The organism is Sinomonas cyclohexanicum, from assembly GCF_020886775.1.
Classification (GTDB): domain Bacteria; phylum Actinomycetota; class Actinomycetes; order Actinomycetales; family Micrococcaceae; genus Sinomonas; species Sinomonas cyclohexanicum.
This window is the reverse complement of sequence record NZ_AP024525.1, coordinates 1870175-1888426: the sequence shown is the minus strand read 5'-3', so window position 1 is coordinate 1888426 and position 18252 is coordinate 1870175. Positions and strand designations below refer to the sequence as shown.

13 protein-coding genes and 1 pseudogene are annotated in these 18252 nt (G+C 70.8%); 5 read left to right on the top strand and 9 right to left on the bottom strand.

The features are described from left to right. Positions 1-6 precede the first annotated feature (6 nt). The 8 genes from SCMU_RS09025 to SCMU_RS08990 form a co-directional block, all read right to left on the bottom strand. Positions 7-792 (bottom strand): helix-turn-helix domain-containing protein, encoded by a 786-nt coding sequence (locus SCMU_RS09025; protein WP_274602964.1) that lies wholly within the window; start codon positions 790-792, stop codon positions 7-9. Between the two features lie 136 nt (positions 793-928). Continuing rightward, on the bottom strand, positions 929-1189 hold the full coding sequence (locus SCMU_RS09020) for a hypothetical protein (protein ID WP_229232645.1): 261 nt from the start codon (positions 1187-1189) through the stop codon (positions 929-931). Beyond that, a complete protein-coding gene (locus tag SCMU_RS09015; protein WP_229232644.1) occupies positions 1186-1428 on the bottom strand; it encodes a helix-turn-helix domain-containing protein in 243 nt (80 codons plus the stop codon). The genes SCMU_RS09020 and SCMU_RS09015 overlap by 4 nt, the downstream gene beginning before the upstream one ends. Positions 1429-1669: 241 nt before the next feature. Further along, positions 1670-2575 (bottom strand): tyrosine-type recombinase/integrase, encoded by a 906-nt coding sequence (locus SCMU_RS09010; RefSeq protein WP_229232643.1) that lies wholly within the window; start codon positions 2573-2575, stop codon positions 1670-1672. Between the two features lie 115 nt (positions 2576-2690). Then, positions 2691-3971: an RNA polymerase sigma factor gene (locus SCMU_RS09005; protein ID WP_274602943.1), complete on the bottom strand. Its 1281-nt coding sequence runs from the start codon at positions 3969-3971 to the stop codon at positions 2691-2693. Between the two features lie 281 nt (positions 3972-4252). Further along, positions 4253-5617, bottom strand: a complete 1365-nt coding sequence (locus SCMU_RS09000; protein ID WP_229232642.1) for a DUF4192 domain-containing protein — start codon at positions 5615-5617, stop codon at positions 4253-4255. Positions 5618-5728: 111 nt separating this feature from the next. Continuing rightward, entirely contained in the window at positions 5729-7045 is a 1317-nt protein-coding gene (locus tag SCMU_RS08995) for an MFS transporter (RefSeq protein ID WP_229232641.1), read from the bottom strand. A 22-nt stretch (positions 7046-7067) separates the two neighbouring features. Then, positions 7068-8081, bottom strand: coding sequence for a proteasome assembly chaperone family protein (locus tag SCMU_RS08990; protein WP_229232640.1), 1014 nt, complete (start codon positions 8079-8081; stop codon positions 7068-7070). 150 nt (positions 8082-8231) lie between these two features. Between SCMU_RS08990 and SCMU_RS08985 the strand changes: the two genes are divergently transcribed. From SCMU_RS08985 to SCMU_RS08965, 5 genes and pseudogenes are all read left to right on the top strand, one after another. Further along, positions 8232-9755, top strand: coding sequence for a leucyl aminopeptidase (locus SCMU_RS08985; protein WP_229232639.1), 1524 nt, complete (start codon positions 8232-8234; stop codon positions 9753-9755). A 282-nt stretch (positions 9756-10037) separates the two neighbouring features. Beyond that, positions 10038-11420 carry a dihydrolipoyl dehydrogenase gene (gene lpdA / locus SCMU_RS08980; protein WP_229232638.1) on the top strand — a complete coding sequence of 461 codons (1383 nt, stop codon included), beginning with the start codon at positions 10038-10040 and terminating at the stop codon, positions 11418-11420. A gap of 52 nt (positions 11421-11472) precedes the next feature. Continuing rightward, positions 11473-13250: pseudogene (sucB, locus tag SCMU_RS08975) on the top strand (2-oxoglutarate dehydrogenase, E2 component, dihydrolipoamide succinyltransferase). 168 nt (positions 13251-13418) lie between these two features. Next, positions 13419-13799: a hypothetical protein gene (locus SCMU_RS08970; protein ID WP_229232637.1), complete on the top strand. Its 381-nt coding sequence runs from the start codon at positions 13419-13421 to the stop codon at positions 13797-13799. Between the two features lie 139 nt (positions 13800-13938). Then, on the top strand, positions 13939-14367 hold the full coding sequence (locus SCMU_RS08965; protein WP_229232636.1) for an OsmC family protein: 429 nt from the start codon (positions 13939-13941) through the stop codon (positions 14365-14367). Between the two features lie 132 nt (positions 14368-14499). Here the strand turns inward: SCMU_RS08965 and SCMU_RS08960 are convergent, their stop codons facing one another. Next, positions 14500-18156 (bottom strand): S41 family peptidase, encoded by a 3657-nt coding sequence (locus tag SCMU_RS08960; protein WP_229232635.1) that lies wholly within the window; start codon positions 18154-18156, stop codon positions 14500-14502. Between the last annotated feature and the right edge of the window lie 96 nt (positions 18157-18252).

Sequence of the window (18252 nt, the reverse complement as noted above, 5' to 3'; positions counted from 1 at the left end):
GTCTCCTCAGTACGGCGGGGGGTAGTCGGCGAGCTTCTCGAGGTCAATGGGGGTGGGCTTGGTGATCCTGCCTCGGCTGTAGGGAAGCCTCCGGAGGCGTTCCTCGTCGTCGTGATCCATGGGTTCGTTGTCGTCGGGTGGTGCGTCGTCCCAGGCGGGCTCGGTGTACACGCGTTCGATCTCCTGGTCGGTGTCTTCGGGGGGCGGCGGTGCGTCGTCGTCGAGGTTCTCGGGTTCGGGTCGGCGGGTTCCTGGTCGGCGGCGCTCAAGGGCTTCGTGTGCGGCCTCGCGTGTGCGCGCTGGTGAGACGTCCGGAGACGGCGACGTTCCAACGTCCTTAACAGCGGTAGGTGAGTTAGAGGAGGGTAGTTCTTGGAGAGTAGGGGTGACACCCGTGTCACCTGTTCCGGTCACCGGTGTCACCTGTTCCGGCCGATCATGTGACACCGGTGGCACCTGATCATGTGACATGGGTGTCACCTGATCAGAGGGGTCAACATGTGACACGGGTGTCACATGATCCTGATGCTTAGATACATGTTCCGGGTCCTCGGGTATGGCGAGGTCGTAGACGCTCGTCATGGCCTTCCGGCCCATGTCGCTGCCCCTGCGGACGCAGACCACGAGCCCCAGGTCTTCGAGGCTCTGCAGGTGCCTCATCACGGTTCGGGTGGACATCCCCGAGTCCTCAGCGAGCTGGGTAACCCCCGGATGTGCGCCTCGGCCCGTCTTGGTGTTGGCGTAGGTCGCTAGGTAGAACGCCACGGCCGCGGTGCTGGGGTCGAGGTGGATACGGCGGATCGCCCTGATCCACTCGAAGTACCCGACCGGAGTGTCGGGGGCCGTCGGTACACTCGAGCCTTTGGAGCTGTTCTTGGGGCGCCCTCGGTTCGGGTCCGGGGGCGCTTCTTCGTGTCGGTCCGCAGAATCACTCCCCGGCCTTGTTGCAGCGCCGGGCCTTTGCCGAGGCGAGCGCGAGGCGCTGGAAGTGAGCCTTGCGGAGGTGCTCGGCGCGGCGGGCGCGTTCCGCGGGGAGGAGTCGGCCTTCGGGGTCGGCGAGGCGCTCGAACTTCGCCAGGAGCGCGGCCCTGGCTGGGGCCGTGCGGGCCGATCGGTCCTCGGTGCGCGCCCATGACTCATGGGCGGCGATCTGGGCGCTGAGGCGGCGTTCTGTGGGCGTGGCGGTCACTTGCCGGCCGCCCTGCCCCTGGGGTTCGCCCGGGCGATGGCTTCTTCCTCAGGTGTCCTGGAGGTGCGGAGGAGGGCGTGGACTTCTTCGGGGGCGAAGCGGAGGTATCGCCCGAGCCAGAGCGGCGTGAGCTGCCCGTCATCGATGCGGGCCTGGACGAAGCGGCGGGACACGCCGTACAGCCGCATGACGTCTTCCGCCGAATAGAGCTCAAGTGGCTCGATCTGCTTGATGGCCATATAGTCCTAGTCGTTCCAACGAGGGGCCATCCCTCGTGGAAACGAGTGTCGACGGACCGACATGGCGGAATCGCAGGAGTTCGGGCCCTGAACCACGTCCGAGCTTGGTTAGGAAGGTCTAACGAACGGTTTCGGTCTTCCGAAACTCCCGTGGCGGCGCGGGAAAAAGGGCCACCCCCAGTGCCGGGGGCGGCCCTTCTGCGCGATGTGTGCGATTCGATGTCCGGCAACCGCCAGGCACTCAGAGGTCCCCCAGGTTCAGCCTCCGGGCTTCCTCGGCGGCGCGCTCGGCCGCGCGGGCCTTGGTGTAGCGCGCCAGCATGTCTGGGCGCTCCCAGCCGGCCACGGCCATGAGGCCGCCTTCGGATCCGCCCGCGGCGAGCCACCTGTGGGCCGCGGTGTGCCTCAGCTTGTGGGGGTGGAATCCTTCGATCCCAGCGGCGGCGGCACGCTCGCCGAGGGTCTTGTGGAGGCCGTCGTAGCTGAACGCCTTGCCGCGGTCGCCCAGCCAGAACGCAGGGGTCCCGGCGAGCCTGTGCGAGGCGCGTGCGCGCCGGTAGCGGTCGAGCGCGCGGGCGGTCTGGGCGCCGAATGGCACGACGCGGCCCTTGCCTCCCTTGCCGCGGCGGACAGTCGCGGTCCCGTGGGCCAGGTCCACGTCGTCGAGTGCGAGCGCCGCGCACTCCCCCGCGCGCGCCCCGGTCTCGGTCATGAAGCGGACGATCGCCTCGTCGCGGCGGTCGCGCATGTCCGTACCGGCGCACGCCTTGATGAGCGCCCTGAGCTGGCCGTCGGTGAGCGGCTCGACGACCTTGACGTCGAGCTTGGGTGCCTTCAGGCCGAGCAGGGGGTCGGCGGGGATCTCGCCTTCCTCGGCGAGCCAGGCACTGAACCGGCGCACGGCGAGCTGGCGGGACCGCACCGTGGCCGGTTCGCGCCCGGAGTCGAGAAGCGCGGCCGTGAAGCCGTTGACCGCGGTCCGGTCGAGTACGGCAGGGCGGCCGTCGTCGGCGCACCATGAAAGGAAGGACCGGACGCCGTCGCCGTAGCTCTTCAGCGTCGCGGGGCTCTTGCGCACGGCCCTGAGGGCGAGTTCCCACGAGGGCAGGAGCGAGCCAAGATCGGGGTCCGGGGCCTTGGCTGGCATGAACCCAGTCTAGTTGATATCTCGACTGAGAGCGCTGTGCGGTGTAGAATCGCTGACGTCAGGCCCCGTAAAACGGCCTCTCACCAGCGGAAACACCGCACAGCGGCCCCTATTCTCAGTCGAGGTAGTCGCGGAGCACCTGGGACCGGGAGGGGTGGCGCAGCTTGGACATGGTCTTCGACTCGATCTGGCGGATGCGCTCGCGCGTGACACCGTAGACCTTGCCGATCTCGTCGAGGGTCTTGGGCTGTCCGTCGGTGAGGCCGAACCGCATCGCCACGACACCGGCCTCCCGCTCTGAGAGCGTGTCGAGGACCGAGTGGAGCTGCTCCTGGAGGAGCGTGAAGCTGACCGCGTCCGCGGGCACCACGGCCTCGGAGTCCTCGATGAGGTCGCCGAACTCCGAGTCGCCGTCCTCGCCGAGCGGCGTGTGGAGGGAGATGGGCTCGCGGCCGTACTTCTGGACCTCGACGACCTTCTCGGGCGTCATGTCGAGCTCCTTGGCGAGTTCCTCGGGCGTGGGCTCACGACCCAGGTCCTGGAGCATCTGCCGCTGGACGCGGGCAAGCTTGTTGATGACCTCGACCATGTGGACGGGGATGCGGATCGTGCGTGCCTGGTCCGCCATGGCGCGCGTGATGGCCTGGCGGATCCACCACGTGGCGTAGGTCGAGAACTTGAACCCCTTGGTGTAGTCGAACTTCTCGACGGCGCGGATGAGGCCGAGGTTGCCTTCCTGGATGAGGTCCAGGAAGAGCATGCCGCGCCCGGTGTACCGCTTGGCAAGGGAGACGACGAGACGGAGGTTCGCCTCGAGCAGGTGGTTCTTGGCACGCTCGCCGTCATGCACGATGCGCTCGAGGTCATGGCGGTACTGGGTGTCGTAGGACTCGCCCTCCTCGTCAAGCTTGTGCTTGGCGAACAGGCCGGCCTCGATGCGCAGCGCGAGATCCACCTCCTGCTCTGCGTTCAGGAGCGCGACCTTGCCGATCTGCTTGAGGTAGTCCTTCACCGGGTCGGCGGTCGCACCGGCGCTTGTGACCTGCTGGACCGGAGCGTCGTCCTCGTCGGCGTCGGAGATGACGATTGCGGATCCTGTCGCCTTCTCCTCGCTCTCGGCAGCGACGATCTCGCCGTCGTTGGGCGTGACGGCCTCGAGGTCCTCCTCGACGGCCTCCTCGTCCAGCCCGGCCTTCGCGTCTGCGGCCTCCGCCTTGACGCTCGCTGCGCCCTTCGGGGCGGCCTTGGCCGCGGCCTTGCGCGCGGGTGCCTTGGCCTTGGATGCAGCCGGCTTGGCCGGGGACCGCTTGGCCGCAGAGCGCGCAGGAGCGCTCGTGGCCTGCGGATTGTCCGCCATGGCCGCCTGGGCGGTCTCATTTTCCGTGGGGGGCGTCACGTTTACCTTCCTGCCGCTGTGCCGGTGTTTGCCTTGGGGGCAACACCACAGTGACCCTGTCAAGTCCGAGTGGCTGCTGACGCTGCCGTTCCGGTCCGAAGGGTCTGTATTCCTACAACCCTTCGGATGCTGATTTCGTTCCCGCAAACGGGCATCGAAAACAACTCGCCGAAGTTCGGACCCAACCGGGCCTGGCGTCCATTCTCTCACGAAGAGCGCCTCGCCTTCACCATCCGATGCGCTGGGCGTGGTCGACCACCGCTTGGGCTGCAACGGAACGCCTAGGCGGCCTCGTCCCCGCGATGCCACGCAGTGGCGCCGGACCGGGACCACCCTGGCAGTTCCCCCTGCTGCACGAGCCCCAGGAGGAGCTGGGCAAGTCGGTAGTCGGGGTCGGCCGACAGCGCGCGTTCCAGGAACGCGACGCACCGTCCGCCGCGCCCTCTGGCCCATTGGACCCACGCGAGGATCGACAGCGCCGGTGCCCGAACCTCGGGCTCCTCCATCCGTGTGAGGCTCATCGCCACACGCTCGAGCCGGGCGATGCGGGCCCAGGATGGCGCAGTGCCGGTGCACCCCATGAGGACGAGGCCGAATTCGAAGCCAGAGACGGCATCCCGAGGACCGGTCCCCGCGGCGTCCGCCTGCGCGGGCGGCGTGGCCTCCGACCAGCAGTCCAGCGCCGCGGCGGCCTCGGCGGCCGGCACTCCCCCGGGCAGCGCAGGGGGGATCCCCTGGAACCGCGTCGTCGGGTGCCCGTCCACGGGCTCGGTCCTCAGGATCGCGGTCGCCGAGCTGCCCCGCCACGCCGTCGCTGCGTCGGCGGCCGCGGCGACCATGACGGCGTCGCGGAGGGCAGGCCTCAGGAGCGTCGCGGCCAGCAGCCGCAGGCGATCCGGGTCCGGGGGATCCGCCTCGGAGAGAACCTCGTCCCAGACCGCGAGCGCCGCCGTGAACTCGTAGGGGTCCCACCACCGCTCGGGGTCCTGGAAGCAGGCCTCGAGGGCCGCGGACACCGATGCCCGGGGCACGGTTCCCTCGGGGAGATCGGGGACCGGAGCGTACGAGCTTCCCCGGTACACCATCTCCGCCTCGATCCGGCTGTCGCGGAGCGACTCGACGCTCGCGCCGGGCCACGGGCAGCAGAGCACGTCAGTACATGTGGTGGTCCGCCAATGCTCGGGGCCGACCGCCCAGACCTCGAGGACAGGGACGCCTTCCTCTGCGAGGCGCGCGATGAGTGCGTCGACCACTTCCTGGTGCGGCGCACGGCGCGGGTCCGTCCACGGTGTCCGGGTGTAGACGGCGAGGACCGCCCCAGCGGGCCGGTCGTGGGCCACATAGCCTGCCACCGTGTCGGAGAACCGGCCGAGGGCTGACGGGCCGCGGCGCCGAGGCAGGTCGATCCTCAAGGTGGGCCCGAGATGCCCGTCGGCGAGGCACACCGCGACGAGGCTCTCCTGCGGCCACTCCCCGAGAGCATGCGGGATGTACGCGAGGATGTCCTCGGCAGTACGGACGGCGAGCGGCTCGTCCCGCGATTCAGGGAGCGCGCATTCGTCGGGGCCGCACGACGGGCCTTGGGCGTCCGGGATGCCGGTCGCACCGGGAACGTGGTCGGCTGCGGGATGCTGGGTATCGTCCATGTCCCCACTCTTCGCCCGCGGCGGCCGGACCCGGTGTGGAACTCAGTTCTATGTGGACAACACGCCGGTTATTCGTCTGGGGAGGACAAGTGGACCGGTTCCTAGTGCCGGTCAGTCTCCTCGGCGCCGCGCCCGGTACTCCGCCCACGCCTCGCGCAGCGGCGGCACGGTGACGCCCTGTGCCTCGAGGCCGCGCCGAACCTTGCGCCGCACGCGGATGAGGGCGAACGCGCCCGCGCCGAGCACGAGCAGTTGGACGGCGAGGGCGACGCGGAACGCATCGAGGCTGTAGACGCCGTCGGGGGAAAGGCCGAGCGCATGCTGGACGTCGAGGAGGTAGCCGACGAGGAACATCGTCAGCAGCGCCGCCACGAAGCCGCCGATGTTGACGATTCCCGTCGCGGTGCCGAGCCGGTGAGAGGGGTTGAAGGTCCGCGCGAAGTCGAATCCGATCATCGAGCTCGGGCCGCCGAGGGCGAGGACGGCGATCAGGATCGCCATGAGCCACAGCGGCGCCTGGCCCGGGGTCAGGAGGACGGCGATCCACACCGCCGCCGTGAGTGCCGAGATCGCGAGGACGAGCGTCGAGCGCCGGAGGGGATGGCGGGCGACGAACCGCCCCATGGGCGGCCCGGCGATGATGGCCACTGCGACGAAGAAGGACATGAGGCCCGCCGCGACCGACGGCGGGTACCCCTCGCCGGCGACCATGAACGGGAAGCCCCACATGAGCGCGAAGACATTGCCGCTGAACTGGACGGTGAAGTGGCTCCACATCCCGAGCCTCGTGCCGGGTTGCCGCCATGCGGCGACGAGGACCGCCCGGGTGCCCTCGGGCTCGCCGTCGTGCTCCACCCTCGTCCCCGTCGGCGAGTTCTTGATCAGCGCGAGGGCCAGCACGATCACGAGCACCGAGAGGGCGGCCAGGCTCATGAAGGCCTGAGTCCAGCCCGTGGCGTGCAGGAGCGCAAGGAAGGGGATGACGCTCACGAGCTGGCCGAGCTGGCCGACCACACCGGTGAGCTGGCTCATGAGCGGCGACTTGCGGGAGTCGAACCAGAGTGGGACCAGCCGGAGCACGGACACGAATGTCATCGCGTCCCCCATCCCCACGAGCATGCGCCCGATGATGCCGGTGACCACCGACTCGGCGACGGCGATCTGCAGCTGCCCGAGGGCCATGAAGACCGCGCCGGCCGCAACCATGACACGGCTGCCGAAGCGGTCCACGAGGATGCCGACGGGGATCTGCAGGGACGCGTACACCACCAGCTGGAGGACCGTGAACGCGGAGAGCACCGCGCCGCCCGCATGGAACCTGTCCGCGGCCTCGAGGCCGACCACGCCGAAGGACGTCCGCTGGAGCACGGCCACCAGATACGCGAAGACGCCGATTCCCCAGACCGTATAGGCGCGCCAGCTGTTCACCCCACGATCCTAGTGCGGCGTGCTACTGCGACTGGCCCTCGTCCCCGTCTCGTGGCGGGTCGCCGCCGTCGTGCGTCTCCGGCCCGTCGGGCCGATCGGGGCCGGGCTCGCCGTGCGAGGCGAGGTAGGCCTCAACGGCGGCGCCGAGGTCCTCCGCGGTCGGCAGCTCGTCTGCGGGCCCGGCGAGGAGCGACCTGCGCGGGACGTCTGCCGTGTGGTCATCGAAGCGCTCCTCAAGGCCAGCGACAACCTCGCGGATGTCCTCGGACGCGGCGACCTGCTCGGCCACCTGCCGCTCGACCTCGCGCGCGGCCTCCCGCAGCCGATCGCTCGGGAGCATGAGCGAGGCGGCCGCCCCGAGGTGCTCAAGGCCGGTCACGGCGGCGGCGGGGTACTCCGCCTCCGCGAGGTAGTGCGGGACGTGGACCACGAAGCCCGTCACGTCATGCCCGGCGTCGATGAGCCGCAGCTCGATGAGGTGCCCGATCGCGCCCGGGAACTCCACGACCGGCTTCCACCGCGAGATGCCCTCGACGAGCTCCGGCCGGTTGCCGTGGACCGTCACGCCGAGCGGCCTGGTGTGCGGAACCGGCATCGGGATCGCATGGACCCACAGGGTCTGGGTCACCTCGAGCTGGTCGACGAGGCCGACGACGGCGCGTGCGAACCGCTCCCACTGCAGGTCGGGCTCGGGGCCGGCGAGCAGAAGATAAGGTCGCCCGAGCCCGTCCTCGAGCCGGTAGAGGGCCAGCGTCGGCGCGTCATAGTCCTCGAGGTGGTCCTCGACGAAGCGGATGCGGGGCCTGCGGGAGCGGTAGTCCAGCAGCTGGTCGACGTCGAAGGCGGCGAGCGCTCCGTCGCCTTGGACGCTGATGAGCTCATCGATGATCTGGCGCACAGCGTGCCCGGCGTCGGCGAAGCCGGTGAAGCCCATGATGAGCGGCAGGCCGCGGATGCCCTCATCGCGGCTGAGTTCCAGCGCTGCGGTGTACAGGCCGGCGGGGTCCTGCAGTGGCCCGGACACGGGGTCGATCACGGTAGCGGTCCTCTCTTGACTCTGCACGGGAACAACATCGGCGGACGTTCCATCATTCCACCTGCCGATTCCACCCGCCCGCGGGCAGTGGGACGGATACCATCAGGGGGACGTGAAGCAAGCGCACCACAACGTAAAGAGGCCCTCACAGTGTTCTCCAACAGCCAAGCCGCCCTCCAGGCCGTGTCCAAGGACCCGCGCAAGACTCCGAGCGACGTGCTCGTGGTCGGCGTCGCCCAGGGCGCGGACGGCCCCGTGCTGCTCGACAATCCGCTGACGGCCCGCAATGCCGAGGCGGTGGGTTCGACCCTGGCCGCGCTTGGCGTCACGGGCGCCGCCGACCAGCTGCACAGGCTCCCCGGCCTTCCCGAGGCAGGCGCCCACGTCCTGGCCTTGGCCGGGGTCGGAAAGGTCGACGCCGGCGCCTCGCCCACGGCGGAGCAGCTGCGGCGCGCGGCGGGTTCCGCCATCCGCCAGCTGGCCGGACACGCCACCGTGGTCCTCGCGCTGCCCGCGGCGACGCCCGAGGACGTCGCCGCCGTCGCGGAGGGGGCCGCGCTAGGCTCCTACTCCTACACCGAGCACAAGTCGGACGCGGCGGACACGAAGCCGAACGTGGCCAACGTCATCATCCACACGCCCGCCGCCGGGACCCCGGAGGCCGACGCCGCGCTCGCGCGCGCCTCCGTGCTGGGGACTGCGGTGAACGCGACCCGCACGCTCGTGAACATGCCGCCGAGCCAGCTGTATCCGGAGACCGCCGACGCTGCGCGCGAGCTCGCCAAGGGCCTCCCGGTCAAGGTCACGGTGTTCGACGAGAAGCGCCTCGCGAAGGACGGATTCGGCGGCATCCTCGCCGTGGGCCAGGGCTCGGTGCGGCCGCCCCGCATGGTCAAGGTCGAGTACGTCCCCGCGAAGGCGCCCGCGGCCAAGAGCGTGCACCTCGTGGGCAAGGGCATCACGTTCGACTCGGGCGGCATCTCCATCAAGCCGGCCGCCAACATGGACCAGATGAAGAGCGACATGGCCGGTGCCGCGACGGTGCTCAACGCCACCCTGGCCGCGGCCCGGCTCGGCCTGGCGGTCAAGGTCACGGCGTGGCTGTGCATCGCCGAGAACATGCCGTCGGGCAGCGCGCAGCGCCCGGCGGACGTTATCACGATCCGCGGCGGCCGGACCGTCGAGGTCCTCAACACCGACGCCGAGGGCCGCCTCGTGATGGCGGACGGGCTCGCGGCGGCGAGCGAGGAGGGCCCAGACGCGCTCATCGACGTCGCCACCCTCACGGGCGCCGCGCTGATCGCGCTCGGCACGCGTACGGCCGGGGTGATGGGCGACGACGCCGTGACCCGCCCGCTGCTGGACGCCGCCGCTTCCGCCGGGGAGGCGGCATGGCCCATGCCGCTGCCGGAGGAACTGCGGGCGGGCCTCGACTCGGCGACGGCGGACATCGCCAACGCCGGAGAGCGTCCGGGCGGCATGCTCACCGCCGCGATTTTCCTCAAGGAGTTCGTGGGGACCCGTGCGGACGGCAGCACAGTCCCCTGGGCGCACATCGACATCGCGGGCCCTGCCTTCAACACAGGCTCGGCCTACGGTCACACCCCCAAGCAGGGCACCGGCTCGACCGTGCGGACCCTCGTTGGCTACCTCGAGGACGTCGCCAGGGCCTGACGGCCTGACAGGGCGGACGCTCGAGACGCGCCCGGCGGCTGGATGCCATCCCAGCCGCCGGGCGTCAGTTTTTCATTATGCGAAATTGAAAATCCATGTGGTGAAAGTGATAAGGTTCCCGTGACTCTTGACACAAGGCCGGGACTTTCGCCCCGCGAAGGTGGAGCATAGTCGGTCGGGGAGATAGGGTTTCCCTGATACCCGGGCCTGCGCGGACAACCGCAGGCACACAGTCACACTTGACGGCGAATCAGCGCCGTCCTCAAGGCGAGGGAGCGTCACGTGGCCGAAGCGGCAACTGCGCAGGAATTCGACATCTTGATCCTGGGAGCTGGCAGCGGCGGCTACGCCGCAGCAATCCGTGCCTCCGAGCTCGGCTTCAACGTCGGTCTGGTCGAGAAGGGCAAGCTCGGCGGCACCTGCCTCCACAACGGCTGCATCCCGACCAAGGCGCTCCTGCACTCTGCCGAGCTCGCCGACAACGCCCGCGACGCCGCGAAGTACGGCATCAACGTCACGTTCGGCGGCATCGACATGGCCACCGTGAACAGCTACAAGGACGGGATCGTCTCCAAGAAGTGGAAGGGCCTGACGGGCCTCATCAAGTCCAAGGGGATCACCGTCATCGAGGGCGAGGGCCGCCTCACCGGCGCGGACACCGTCACGGTCAACGGCACCGCCTACAAGGGCAAGAACATCATCCTCGCGACCGGCTCGTACTCGAAGAGCCTGCCGGGCCTCGAGATCGGCGGCCGCGTGATCACCTCGGACCAGGCGCTGGCGCTCGACTACGTCCCGAAGAGCGCGATCGTCCTGGGCGGCGGCGTCATCGGCGTCGAGTTCGCCTCGGTCTGGAACTCGTTCGGCGTCGACGTGACGATCGTCGAGGGCCTCCCCTCGCTCGTCCCGAACGAGGACGCCGCGATCGTCAAGCAGCTCGAGCGCGCGTTCAAGAAGCGCGGCATCAAGTTCAGCACCGGCACGTTCTTCCAGGGCGTCGAGCAGGACGACAACGGCGTCAAGGTCACCCTCGTGGACGGCAAGACGTTCGAGGCCGACCTCCTCCTCGTCGCGGTCGGCCGCGGCCCCGTCACCGCAAACCTCGGCTACGAGGAGCAGGGCGTCACCATCGACCGCGGCTTCGTCATCACGAACGACCGCCTCCACACGGGCGTCGGCAACATCTATGCCGTGGGCGACATTGTCCCCGGCGTGCAGCTCGCGCACCGCGGGTTCCAGCAGGGCATCTTCGTCGCCGAGGAGATCGCGGGCCTGAACCCCGTGGTCGTCGAGGACGTCAACGTCCCGAAGGTCACGTACTGCGAGCCGGAGATCGCCACGGTCGGCTACACGGAGAAGGCGGCCAAGGACAAGTTCGGCGAGGACCAGGTCGAGACGCAGGAGTACAACCTTGCCGGCAACGGCAAGAGCGCCATCCTCGGGACCTCGGGCCTCGTGAAGATCGTGCGCCAGAAGGACGGCCCGGTCGTCGGCGTCCACATGATCGGCGGCCGCATGGGCGAGCAGATCGGCGAGGCCCAGCTCATCGTCAACTGGGAGGCCTACCCCGAGGACGTCGCCCAGTTCATCCACGGGCACCCGACCCAGAACGAGAGCCTCGGCGAGGCGTTCCTCGCTCTGGCCGGCAAACCGCTCCACGCCTGAGACGACGCCGCCACCATTCGCACGAGAGAAGAACTAAGGAGCACGGACCCCCATGTCTGAATCCGTCAACCTCCCCGCCCTCGGTGAGAGCGTCACCGAAGGCACCGTCACGCGCTGGCTGAAGCAGGTCGGAGACCGCGTCGAGATCGACGAGCCCCTCGTCGAGGTGTCCACGGACAAGGTCGACACCGAGATCCCCTCTCCGGTGGCCGGCATCCTCGAGCAGATCCTCGTCGCCGAGGACGAGACTGCCGAGGTCGGCGCCCCTCTCGCCGTCATCGGCGACGGCGCTTCGGCACCGGCCGCGGGCGGCGCTCCCGCCGCCCAGGAGGCTCCGGCGCCCCAGGAGGCTCCGGCGCCCGAGCCGGAGGAGGCCCCTGCCGCCGAACCCGCCCCGGCTCCCGCCGAGCAGCCTGCGGCCGCCCCCTCGGCCGGCGCCCCCGCCGAAGGCCACGAGGTGAAGCTCCCCGCCCTGGGCGAGAGCGTCACCGAGGGCACGGTCACCCGCTGGCTCAAGCAGGTCGGTGAGACGGTCGAGGTCGACGAGCCGCTGCTCGAGGTCTCGACCGACAAGGTCGACACCGAGGTCCCCTCCCCCGTCGCGGGCACCCTTCTCGAGATCCGCGTCGCCGAGGACGAGACCGCCGAGGTCGGCGCGGTGCTCGCGGTCGTCGGCTCGGGCGCTCCTGCGCAGCAGCAGGCTCCCGCAGCTCCCGCTGCACCGGCCCCTGCAGCCGCCCGGCCGCACCGGCTCCCGCCGCACCGGCTCCTGCCGCTGCCGCCCCGGCCGCTCCGGCTCAGGCCGCACCGGCTGCACAGGCCCCGGCTGCACCTGCTCCGGCTCCGGCGCCTGCTGCCCCGACAGCTCCGGCTCAGGCGCCCGCCGCTCAGGGCGGCGAGTCCGGCTACGTGACCCCGCTCGTGCGCAAGCTGGCCAACCAGCACGGCATCGACGTCACGACCCTCACGGGCACCGGCGTCGGCGGCCGCATCCGCAAGCAGGACGTGCTCGCCGCCGTCGAGGCCAAGAAGGCCCCGGCAGCTGCAGCGCCCGCGTCCGGCACCCCGGCAGCGGCCCCTGCGGCCAGCGCCCCCGCGGCCTCCTCGCTGCGCGGCACCACGGAGAAGGCACCGCGCATCCGCCAGGTGATCGCACGCCGCATGCGCGAGTCGCTGGACACCTCGACCCAGCTCACGCAGGTGCACGAGGTCGACATGACCAAGATCGCCAAGCTCCGTGCGCAGGCGAAGGACCAGTTCCTGGCGCAGAACGGCACGAAGCTGACCTTCCTGCCGTTCATCGCGAAGGCTGTGGCCGAGGCGCTCAAGCAGCACCCGAAGCTCAACGCCGAGTACGACGAGGAAAGCCAGACGATCACGTACCACAACGCGGAGCACCTCGCGATCGCTGTGGACACGGACAAGGGCCTCCTGGTTCCGGTCATCAACAACGCCGGCGACCTCAACCTCGCCGGTCTGGCAGGGCGCATCGCGGACGTCGCGGCGCGCACGCGCAGCAACAAGATCGGCCCGGACGAGCTCTCCGGGGGCACGTTCAGCATCACGAACATCGGCTCGGTCGGCGCTCTGTTCGACACCCCGATCATCAACCAGCCGCAGGTGGCCATCCTCGGCACAGGCGCGATCGTGAAGCGGCCCTGGGTCTCCCAGAACGCCGAGGGCGACGACGTCCTCTCGATCCGCTCGATGATGTACCTCTCGCTCACGTACGATCACCGCCTCGTCGACGGTGCGGACGCGGGACGCTTCCTGCAGACGCTCCGCGCCCGCCTCGAGGAGGGCGCGTTCGAGGCCGATCTGGGCCTCTGATCCGCTCCTGAACGGCTCCGGAGCCTCGCTCTGAGCCGGCCCGCGCACGACGGCGCCTGCTCCCCTTGTGGGGGCAGGCGCCGTCGTGCGTTTTCGTTATCCAGTTGGGACCCACGTGGGCCACCGAACGGTCGGGAGGGCCGTGCGCCCCGCACTAGACTCGGGGGCATGACTGTCGTCCTGAGCATTGTCGTCTTCCTGCACGTCGTCGGTGCGGCCATGATCGTTGGCCCCTGGATCGCGAACATGAAGAACCCCACCGTCGGTGCCCGGCAGTTCGACGGCGCCATGACCCAGCTCGTCACGGGCATCATCCTCGTGGGCCTCATCACCGTCCTCTCCAAGCAGGCGGACAGCGGCGTCCAGCCGCTCGACACCAACCTGTACATCAAGCTCACGGTCAAGTTCGTCATCGCGGTCGTCGTCGGCGCCCTCGCGTTCGTGGGCAACCGCAGGCGCAAGTCCGGCGAGAAGGTTGCCCCGGGCCTCGCGCACGGCGTGGGCGGCCTCGCCCTGCTCAACATCGCCATCGCCACGATCTGGCAGTAGCCCGTCCGGCGGCTCGTCCGCGGCCCCGTCGCATCGGTGACAGCACCGGCGGCGGGGCCCTCTTTGTGCCTAGGATGGGCGAGGACGGCCAGCCGCTTGGCTGTGCCGCGGCACACCGACCACGGAGCAAGGAGCACTCATGGCTACGATCCGCAACGCGCACACCGTCTGGAACGGCACCCTCATGGAGGGGTCCGGCCAGACCACCCTCGACTCATCCGGCCTCGGCACCTACGACGTCACCTGGAAGGCCCGCAGCGAGGACGCCAACGGCAAGACCAGCCCGGAGGAGCTCATCGCCGCCGCGCATTCGGCATGCTTCTCGATGGCGTTCAGCAACGGCCTCGCGGAGGCCGGCTACACGGCCACGGAGATCACCACGAAGGCCGCGGTCGACTTCGTGCCCGGCAAGGGCATCCAGACCAGCAAGCTCACCGTCACCGCGAAGGTCCCCGGCATCTCCGATGACGAGTTCCAGAAGATCGCCGACGGCGCCAAGGCCGGCTGCCCGGTCAGCCAGGCCCTCGCGGGCATCACCATCACGCTCGAGGCCACGCTCGAGGCCTGACCTCCCCACCGCGCCGGCCCGGAGTGCCCCGGGCCGGAACGCCACGAGGGCCCCTCTCCGCATCGGAGTGGGGCCCTCGTGGCGCCTGGGCCTGCTCGACCTCGGTCCTCGCGGGACGGGCCGGGGAGGCGCTCAGCCCTCGTACGCCGGAACGGCCTCCGCATCGGCCAGGTCCTGGGGGCGCGGAGGCAGGGGCGCGGGCCGCACCGAGCGGTAGCCCTCGCGCGCCGGCGGCCGCTGGGTGGGGATCTCCACGAGCATCTCCTTGAGCACACCGATGCCGTGCTCGAGCTGCGGGTCGATCCCGGCGGCGTAGGCCTGTGGGGGGTACGCCACCTCGATGTCCGGCTCGACCCCGAAGTTCTCCACCCCCCACCCGATGCCGCCCTCGAACCAGGTCGCGTAGCGCGGCTGGCTCACGGCGGTCCCGTCGGCGAGCTTGAAGCGGTTGTCGATCCCGATGACCCCGCCCCACGTCCTCGTCCCGACAACGGGGCCGATCCCCCTCAGCTTGCCGACCTGGGTGATGATGTCCCCGTCCGATCCGGCGAACTCGTCGGCGAGGATCACCACAGGGCCGCGCGGCGCCTGCCGGGGGTAGGTCCGCGGCTGCTCCCCGCGGGGCATGCTCCAGCCGATCACGCGTCGGCCGATGAGCTCCGCGACGAGCTGGGACGTGTGCCCGCCGCGGTTGCGGCGCACGTCGACGATGAGCGCGTCGAGCGCGGTCTCCGTGTCCAGGTCCCGGTGCAGCTGGGCCCAGCCGCGGGCCGCCATGTCGGGCACGTGGAGGTAGCCGAAGCGCCCCTCGGACGCCTCGCGGACAAGCCTGCGGTTCGCCTGCACCCAGTCCTGGTAGCGGAGCCGCTCCTCGTCGCGGATCGGCACGACGGCGATGCGCCGGCTCCGTCCTGCGGCGTCGCCGTGCTCCGCGCCGTTGAGCATCGTGAGCTCGACGACCTTGCCGGCCGCGCCCGCCAACGCGATCGCGGGGCCGAAGTCAGGGGTGAGAGGCACGCCATCCACCTCGAGGAGCCTGTCCCCCGGGCGCACCCCGGCGCCGGGAGAAGCGAGCGGCGACGAAGCCAGCGGGTCCGAGGACTCGCTCGCGAGGACGCGCCGCACCACCCAGCCGCCGTCGAAGTCGAACTCGCCGCCGAGCCTGCCCTGGCCGCCGGCTCCCGGCTCGGTCACGAGGGCCGGGGTGACGTACGCGTGCGAGGTGCCCAGCTCGCCGTGCATCTCCCACAGGAGGTCCACGAGGTCATCATGCGAGCCGAGCCGCGCCACGAGCGGACGGTAGCGGCTGCGGACCTCGTCCCAGTCGATCCCCGCCATGTCCGCGGTCCAGTAGAAGTCGCGCTGGAGCCGCCAGGCCTCGTCGAACGCCTGCTCCCACACTGCGGCGGGATCGAGCCGGACCCGGATGCGGTCCAGGTCCACGCCCACGTGCTCCGCGTGCCCGTCCTCGGCCTGCTTGTCGCTCGGCACGCTGTGAACGCCGCGCTCCCGCACGTAGACCACGCGGGTGCCGTCGGCGCTGAGCCGGTACCGGTCCAGCGCCCCGACGATGGTCGTCTCGACCCCGGTGACCAGGTCGAGCCGGTGGAGCGTCGGGGCCGCGTCCTTGTCCCCCGGCTTGGCCTTGCCCTCTCCCGTGGCACCCGTGAGGTCCTGGGACATCCACAGCAGCGCGTCGGGGGCCGCGGTGAGCCGCGAGTAGTTGCCCTGACGGACCGGCAGCGAGGTGATCCGGTGCTGGATGCCCTCGAGGTCGACCGTCACCTCCGCGGCGGCGGTTCCGGTGGCGGGCACCCCCGCCCCAGGTGCCGCATCGGACGACGGCGCGTGCTCGTCGTCGTGCGCGGACGGCGCCGCCGACTCCACCCGGGCCGCGCCGAAATCCGCGACGCGCGGCCCGAACGGGCTCGCGGTGGTCGCGGCGAGCGGCACGATGTAGGGCTTGATGGGGCTCGGGAAGGAGAGGTCGAAGGAGTGGCCGTCGTAGACCGGGTCGAAGCTGCGGCCCGAGAGGAACGCGAGGTACTTCCCGTCGGGGGTGAACGCGGGGGACGCGTCCCAGAACCGGCCGTCGGTGACGTCGGCGACCCGCCCGGTCTCCCGGTCCGCGAGGCGCACCTTGGACCGCGACCCGAAGGCGGTCACGGGCTCGCTCCACGCGAGCCAGCGCGAGTCTGGGCTCCACGCGAGCTGCTCGATCGTGCCCTCAGAGACCGTGCTGAGCGTGGTCGCGGTGCCGCACTCCACGTCGACGAGGTGGACGTCGCCGAACGCGGTCCCCACGGCGATGAACCTCGCATCGGGGCTCGGCACGAGCTCGGCGGCCCGGTGGGTCGAGGGCAGCGCGATGCGGCGCAGGCTCGGCAGGGAATCGGCCTCGTCGGGCGCGACGGGCGCTGACCCGCGCGCCGGGACCACGTAGGAGCGGAACGCTGCCCGGGCCCCAACGCCCGGTGCCCCGACGGCCCGGTCCCCAGGCCGATGGTTCTCCTCGGGGCCCTCAGGATCCCCATGACCCCCAGAGTTCGGCTGCGAGCCGTTGGGGGCCTGGGCATCGAGGCCTCCCCTGCCGAGCGCGGCCACCGGCTGCGGGAGGCCGTCGGGGGACGGGCCGCCGGAGCGTGGCGCGCGGTCGGGCGTGCGCTGCCCGGATCCCGGCTCTGCGGCCGCCGCGGGCGCCTGGCCGCCGAGGCGGCGGATGAAGAGTCCTTCCTCGCCGTCGTGGTCGGCGATGAACGCCACGGCATCCGCACCGAGGGGGCGCGCGAGCCGGGCGCGCACCCCCGGGGTCGCCTCGACCACCCGGGAGGGCCCGTCGCGGTGGGTGAGCCAGTGGACGGTGCCGTGGGACTCGACGACGCTCGCGCGGCCGTCGGGGGTGGGCACGACCTCGCCGAGGTGGCGTGCGACGGCGAGCGGCACCGTCCGGCGCGACGTGGAGGCGGAGGCGAGGACCACCTCGAGGCGGCGCGGCTCGGCGTCGAGCCCGTCCAGGAGCCATAGCTCCCCCGCGCTGTCGAAGACCACACGGTTCCCGTCGGTGCTCGCGTGCCGGACGTAGAAGCGGTCGGAGTCCGTGTGCCGGCGCAGGTCCGAGCCCGAGCGGTCCACCGAGTAGAGGTTGCCGACACCTTCGTGGTCGGAGAGGAACACGATGCGCCCCTCGACCCACATCGGGTCCGACAGGTTCCCGTCGATCCCGCTGACGAGGCGGCGGAACTCGCCCCCGCCGTCCGGGTCGATCCACAGCTTGCCCGCCGCACCGCCACGGTAGCGCTTCCAATGGGCGGGGTCTTTGGTCAGGACGCTGCCGACCACGACGGGGCGGTCGTCGCCGATGCTGGGGCCGTAGGCGACCGAGTCGACCGGCCCGTACGGCAGCTCCTCGAGCCACCCGCCGTCGACCGGGATGGTATAGGCGTGGGTATGGCGGCTGTCCGGCTGGTTGTGGGCGCTCGTGACGACCACGCGACCATCCGGCGCAAAGCCCTTCACGCGGGTGGTGGAGTGCCCGAACCACGTCAGCTGGCGGAAGCCTCCGCCGTCCACATCCGCCGAGACGACCTCGGGCGCGCTGCCCTGGACGACCGTCCAGACCACCTTGCTGCCGTCGGGCGCGAACCGGGGGTTGCGCGCGGGCAGGCCAAGCGAGGACAGCCGCCACGCGCGGCCGCCCGCCACGGGTGCGAGCCAGACGTCATCCTCGGCGACGAAGGCCACGAGGTCCCCGTGCACATGGGGATAGCGGAAGTAGCTGGAGCCAGTCATTCTCCGATCATAGGCAGGGCGCGGGCCGCCTCCGGGGCGGGGCCGCGCCCGCCGCACGCAGTGTGACGCACGCCGCATCTCCCCCTTCCGCCCCGG

What these genes read in the sequence shown, in the direction of transcription:
- SCMU_RS09015 (WP_229232644.1), bottom strand. Translation starts at nt 1,428, where the DNA reads ATGGCCATCAAGCAGATCGAGCCACTTGAGCTCTATTCGGCGGAAGAC.
- SCMU_RS09010 (WP_229232643.1), bottom strand. Translation starts at nt 2,575, where the DNA reads ATGCCAGCCAAGGCCCCGGACCCCGATCTTGGCTCGCTCCTGCCCTCG.
- SCMU_RS09000 (WP_229232642.1), bottom strand. Translation starts at nt 5,617, where the DNA reads ATGGACGATACCCAGCATCCCGCAGCCGACCACGTTCCCGGTGCGACC.
- SCMU_RS08970 (WP_229232637.1), top strand. Translation starts at nt 13,419, where the DNA reads ATGACTGTCGTCCTGAGCATTGTCGTCTTCCTGCACGTCGTCGGTGCG.
- SCMU_RS08965 (WP_229232636.1), top strand. Translation starts at nt 13,939, where the DNA reads ATGGCTACGATCCGCAACGCGCACACCGTCTGGAACGGCACCCTCATG.
- SCMU_RS08960 (WP_229232635.1), bottom strand. Translation starts at nt 18,156, where the DNA reads ATGACTGGCTCCAGCTACTTCCGCTATCCCCATGTGCACGGGGACCTC.